General features: G+C 60.6%; 6 protein-coding genes. 3 read left to right on the forward strand and 3 right to left on the reverse strand.

Translation table 11 applies throughout. The features are described 5' to 3' along the window. Nucleotides 1–51: 51 nt before the first annotated feature. Complete coding sequence (locus BLX41_RS28710; RefSeq protein ID WP_185073833.1) at nt 52–705, reverse strand: response regulator; 654 nt, start codon at nt 703–705, stop codon at nt 52–54. Nucleotides 706–923: 218 nt separating this feature from the next. Here BLX41_RS28710 and BLX41_RS28715 point away from each other — a divergent pair, with 218 nt between their 5' ends. After that, entirely contained in the window at nt 924–1,211 is a 288-nt protein-coding gene (locus BLX41_RS28715) for a DUF3509 domain-containing protein (protein ID WP_123727608.1), read from the forward strand. Nucleotides 1,212–1,379: 168 nt separating this feature from the next. Here the strand turns inward: BLX41_RS28715 and BLX41_RS28720 are convergent, their stop codons facing one another. Together BLX41_RS28720 and BLX41_RS28725 are read right to left on the reverse strand one after the other, a co-directional pair. Continuing rightward, nucleotides 1,380–2,231 (reverse strand): TIGR02285 family protein, encoded by an 852-nt coding sequence (locus tag BLX41_RS28720; protein WP_404942805.1) that lies wholly within the window; start codon nt 2,229–2,231, stop codon nt 1,380–1,382. A gap of 76 nt (nt 2,232–2,307) precedes the next feature. Beyond that, the gene (locus tag BLX41_RS28725; RefSeq protein WP_123727609.1) at nt 2,308–3,507 is read right to left on the reverse strand and encodes a CaiB/BaiF CoA transferase family protein; all 1,200 of its coding nucleotides are present in this window, start codon (nt 3,505–3,507) and stop codon (nt 2,308–2,310) included. 318 nt (nt 3,508–3,825) lie between these two features. On the opposite strand from BLX41_RS28725, the gene bacA reads away from it, so the two are divergent. Both bacA and BLX41_RS28735 read left to right on the forward strand, forming a co-directional pair. Then, the gene (gene bacA, locus BLX41_RS28730) at nt 3,826–4,446 is read left to right on the forward strand and encodes a biofilm formation regulator BacA (RefSeq protein ID WP_093404517.1); all 621 of its coding nucleotides are present in this window, start codon (nt 3,826–3,828) and stop codon (nt 4,444–4,446) included. Nucleotides 4,447–4,461: 15 nt separating this feature from the next. After that, a partial coding sequence (locus BLX41_RS28735) for a PspA/IM30 family protein (RefSeq protein ID WP_259745296.1) occupies nt 4,462–4,992 on the forward strand: 531 nt, incomplete at its 3' end.

Genomic DNA, 4,992 nt, shown 5'->3' on the forward strand with positions numbered 1-4,992 from the left:
CCCGGGGCTGGGCTGCAACGGCCTTGACGAGCAGACCACCGGTTTGTGTGCCTAGGACAGCCCGTGTTCCTGGACGTAGATATACAGCGCCGCTTCGCTGGCCAGGCCCAGTTTGCGCATGGCGCTGACTTTCTGCGCACTGACGGTCTGTTTGCTGCGGTTGAGCTGAGCGGCGATGGTGCCCACCGCATGGCCGGCGGCCAGCAGGCGGATCACTTCCAGTTCCCGGGGCGACAACTGGTCCTTGGACACCAGTCGATCCGGCCCCACTTCGCCGGCAAGGCTCAATGCCCGCTTGATGGCCTGGGCCACATAGCGTTTGTGCTGTCGCGCATGGGCAATGGCTGACGGCAGTTCATCGGCCAGGCTGGCCTTGCTCAGCAACCCCATCACCCCCAGATCGAGGATCGAACGAAACAGCCCGGCGTGGTTGAGCATGGTCACCACCACGATGGGCAGATCGGGATGATGCCGGCGTAGTTGCTCGATCAGGCGCAGGCCGTCGTTCTGCTGCTCCTCGGGCATCATGAAATCCGTGACCAGCACATCGCATTCGGTCTCCTGCATCAGCTGGCTCAGGGCGGAAGGCGAACTGGCTTCGCCGACAATGGCCAGGCTGTCGTCCTGCTCCAGCACGGCACGCAAGCCGATCAGGAAGATCGGGTGGTCGTCGGCGAGGATGATGCGCAATTTGTTGTTCGACATTGCTTTCAAAGCTTGGGCTCCAATGCAACGGCGGCGTGGTTTGCGCCTGGTCGGCCGTTTTATATCTGTCATGTTACCCGTGCATGCTCGAATGACTCAGGTCGGCAGCAGTAGGCGTGGCGAACTTTCTTCTCTGAGCGATGGTCACTTGAATGTCAGAAAGCTACCGGCATTTTTGTTTTCGAACCTCTAATTCGAGCTATTGAGTGGTGATCTAGATGGAAAGTATCAGTCTTTTGTTGAGCGAGTCGCTGAGTCCCTACCAGGTCACACTGACGCCTTGCGGCGCCCATGGCGAATGCCTGGTGACCTTGAAGAATGCTGCAGGCGCCATGGTCGTGGAGCGTGAGGTCAATCAGGCCCAGCTCACCGACAAGCGCCTGCTTACCGATGTAGTCGATGGCTTGCACCGTGATGTGCTGATCGCCGAAGGCCGGCTGGAGCCCTGTGTGATCGCCGCGTTGCGCCATGCCGCCGAAGGCAAGGTGTTCGATCAGCGCAGCTGATGCAAATTTTTACGGAACCTTCCCGTCATCCGGCCAGTCAGACTCAGTATCAGCAGGATCAGGCATTGTGCTCCGGTGCTTGTAGCCTGCTGGTACGGGTCGTAAAAGACCACGTTTAACCCCGAGTCGTCTCCCCACTTCTCGGGGTTTCTTTTTGCCCGGGATTTGTCAGTGGTCGTGCAGATCGTGGAAATAGGCCTGGGCGTCGGCACGGTATTGGTCCCGCATCTCGGGCTCCAGCCAGGTGGCGTACAGCTCCACCAGACTCTCCTCGCGCAGCTTGAGCAGGGCTTGGTTGATCCGGGCTATGGCTTGTCGCCCTTGAGCAGTCTTGCTGCAGCCGATATGGATCTCCTGATACTTCTGAGTGCCCTGGATCGGATAGAACTCCAGCTCCTGCGGGTCTATGCCTTGCTGCATCGCCTGGTAGCGAATCTCTGGCCAGTAGCCCAGCAACAAGCGCAGGCGACCCAGGCGTTGCATCTGCAACAGGCTGCCCAGGGCGTCGTTGCCGTGGTGGGCATTGACCGAATCCGCTGGTGCTTTTTGCAACAGGTTGTCGACGTGTTGGCCATAGCTGCGCTCGGCGACCACTCCGACTTTTTCCTGGCCGCTGGCGAGCAGGGCGCGCAGGTCGACCTTGCCCTCCTGGACGAAGCGGGTCAGGTGTTCATGGTCGGTGCGGCGGATCACCAGGCCATTGCTCAGGACCCGGAAGCTGGTGATGGAGAAGGTCACCCACTGCTCGCGCTCCTTGTTCATGATCAGCGACGGATCGCAGACAAAGGCCGACTCGCGCAACATCTGCATGCCCCGGGCGCGATTGACCCGGACTATGTGCTGCTGGTACTCCGGCAGGCTGGCGATCAGTTGCGGCATCAGCAGGTCGATGACCCCTTGTCCTTTCTGCTCACCCTCGAAAATGCTCAGCGGCGGCAGGTCCCGCAGGAGCCAGAGCAGGGTCTCCTGGGGGGAGCTGGAGGCGTTCGGCAACCACAGCAGGGCGAGCAGAAATGTCACGCAGCGCCGAAGGCGGCTGCGTATCAAGGGTTGGTTGGCGCCGGGCAGGGCGCTGATGGAGAGCCGGTTTTTCAGCTTAGATCGCCCCAGAGTTGCGCAAGTGTTGGATCTGTTCGCTGCTATAGCCCAGGCTGGCCAGGACTTCTGTCGAGTGCTCGCCGAGCTCGGGTCCGACCCAGTCCGCGGAGCCGGGCGTCTCAGAGAGTTTCGGCACGATGCCCGGCATCTTGAAGGCCTTGCCGTCGGGCAGCCTGGCCTGGAGGAACATTTCCCGGGCGAGGAATTGCGGGTCGTGGAACATGTCTTCGGCGCTGAAGATCCGGCTCGCCGGAACATCAGCCTGATTCAGCCGCTGCAGTACCTGGTCCAGGGGCAGGGAGGCCACCCAGCGGTCGATCACGCCATAGAGTTCATCGCGACGGGTATCCCGTCCGTCGTTGCCGGCCAGGGCGGGATCGTTGGCCAGATCATCGCGGCCGATGAGCAGCATGAAGCGCTTGAAGATCGCATCGCCGTTGGCGCCAATCTGCACATGCTTGCCGTCCAGGCTGGTATGGATCGAGGAGGGGGTGATGCCGGGCATGATATTGCCGCTGCGCTCGCGGATAAAACCGAACACATCGAACTCCGGGACCATGCTTTCCATCATGGCGAAGATCGCCTCGTACAGCGCCACGTCCACCACTTGCCCCTGGCCGCCGTTGACCTCGCGATGACGCAGGGCCATCAGCGCGCCAATCACGCCCCAGAGGGCAGCGATGGAGTCGCCGATGGAAATCCCGGTGCGTACCGGCGGACGATCCTCGAAGCCGGTGATGTAGCGCAGGCCACCCATGGATTCGCCTACCGCACCGAAACCGGGCTGGTCCTTCATGGGGCCGGTCTGGCCGAAGCCCGACAGGCGCACCATCACCAGTTTCGGGTTGAGGGCGTGCAACACGTCCCAGCCAAGGCCGAGCTTTTCCAGGACCCCGGGTCGGAAGTTCTCGATCAGGATGTCGGCCTCGGCCAGCAGCTGCTTGAGCACCGCCAGGCCTTCGGGGTGCTTGAGGTTCAGGGTCAGGGATTTCTTGTTGCGGGCCTGGACGAACCACCACAGCGAGGTGCCTTCATACAGCTTGCGCCACTTGCGCAGCGGATCGCCGCCGTCCGGGGACTCGACCTTGATCACCTCGGCACCGAACTCGGCGCAGATACGCGAGGCGAAGGGGCCGGCGATCAGGGTGCCGAGTTCGATCACTTTCAATCCGGCGAGGGGCTTGCTGAGGCTGTTCATGGGGCATCCGCTGGGCAGGAAAATCCGTCTAGCCTAGACCATTGGTTGCCATTAAGGCAGCGCTGGGCGGTGGCCTTCATTCATTATTTCCAGGTCGATGCCGGGATATTTGTGCTTCTCATTCTCTTGGGTGGCGGGTTTAATGGCGCCGTTCATGAGAAAGGCGGTTGCAAATCGCTCAATGTGGTCTATGCCCCGTCACGGGGCCGGCGATTTGTTTCGAGCGGATCGATAGAAAATTCTTGTTACAAATACCCCTTTAAAAAATTACATGTGATGAATTGAAAACCTTACATGTGATGTTCTAGTCTGTGCGCCATGGAAAACAAATCCTCAGCCCATTACCAACGTTTATTCCGCCAGCGCCTGCGTGATCAGGGCCTGGTGAAAAAGGAAGTCTGGATACTGCCCGAGAACGCCCAGGCGTTGCTGGCGGTTGAACGCAAACTGCGTCAGCCCTTCGAGGGGCTGGCTCCTGTGGAAAAGGATGGAGAAATGAGCATGCCGCAGATCTGGAATGCCCGATCGTTGTGCCAGGCCCTGGCAGCCACCGAGCTGTTCAATAGCGGCGAAGCCAGCGTTGAGCTGCTTGAGGGGGCCGAACCGAGCTTGCACGTGACCATGCGTGAATACGGCGACCTGCCGTTGTTCGTTGCCCTGTCCGGCGAGCAGATCCTGGTAGAGGCGTTGCTCTGGCCGCAAAGCGAAGTGACCGATGTGCAGGCCTTCAACGAAGAAGTGCTGCTCAGCCGACAGTTGTTCCCGCTGTCGAGCATCGGCCTGGAAACCCGTCTTGGCGGCGAGCGCTTCTACATGATGTTCGGTGCGCTCAGCGCCACCTCGATCCTCTCCAACGTGCTCTACGAGATCGAAACCCTGGCCAGCAACGTGATCAGGGCTACCGAGGCCTATGAAGGCTACTTGAAGGCTCAGGCCTGACCTGGAGGAATGCACATGAACGTATGGAGCAAGTTGCTTACCGCCCTGCGCGGTGGCGCCAATGAAGCGGGCGAAGCCCTGGTGGACAGCCAGGCCCTGAGGATTCTCGATCAGGAAATCCGCGACGCCGACCAGGAACTGCGCAAGTCCAAGGAGGCCCTGGCCGAGATCATGGCCCGGCAGAAACTCGCCGCCGAGCGTGCCAATGGCAGCGCGGCGAAGATCGCCGAGTATGAAAGCTATGCCCTCAAGGCCCTGGAAGCGGGTAATGAAAATCTTGCCCAGGAAGTAGCGCAGAAGATCGCCAACCTGGAAAATGAGCTGGCGGTCGAGCGCGAGCAGGCCGATGGTTTTGCCGCCAGCGTGGCCCAATTGCGCAAGGCCGTGACCCAGGCCGAAGGCAATATCAAACATTTGAAACAGCAGGTGGATACCGTCAAGGCCACCGAGAGCGTGCAAAAGGCCCAGCAGGCCGTGGCGCAGCGCTACGGGGGTTCCCAGAGCAAGCTGCACACTGCGGTGGAATCTCTGGAGCGGATCAAGCAG

Source organism: Pseudomonas protegens (assembly GCF_003732485.1).
In the GTDB taxonomy this organism is placed as follows: Bacteria; Pseudomonadota; Gammaproteobacteria; order Pseudomonadales; family Pseudomonadaceae; genus Aquipseudomonas; species Aquipseudomonas protegens_B.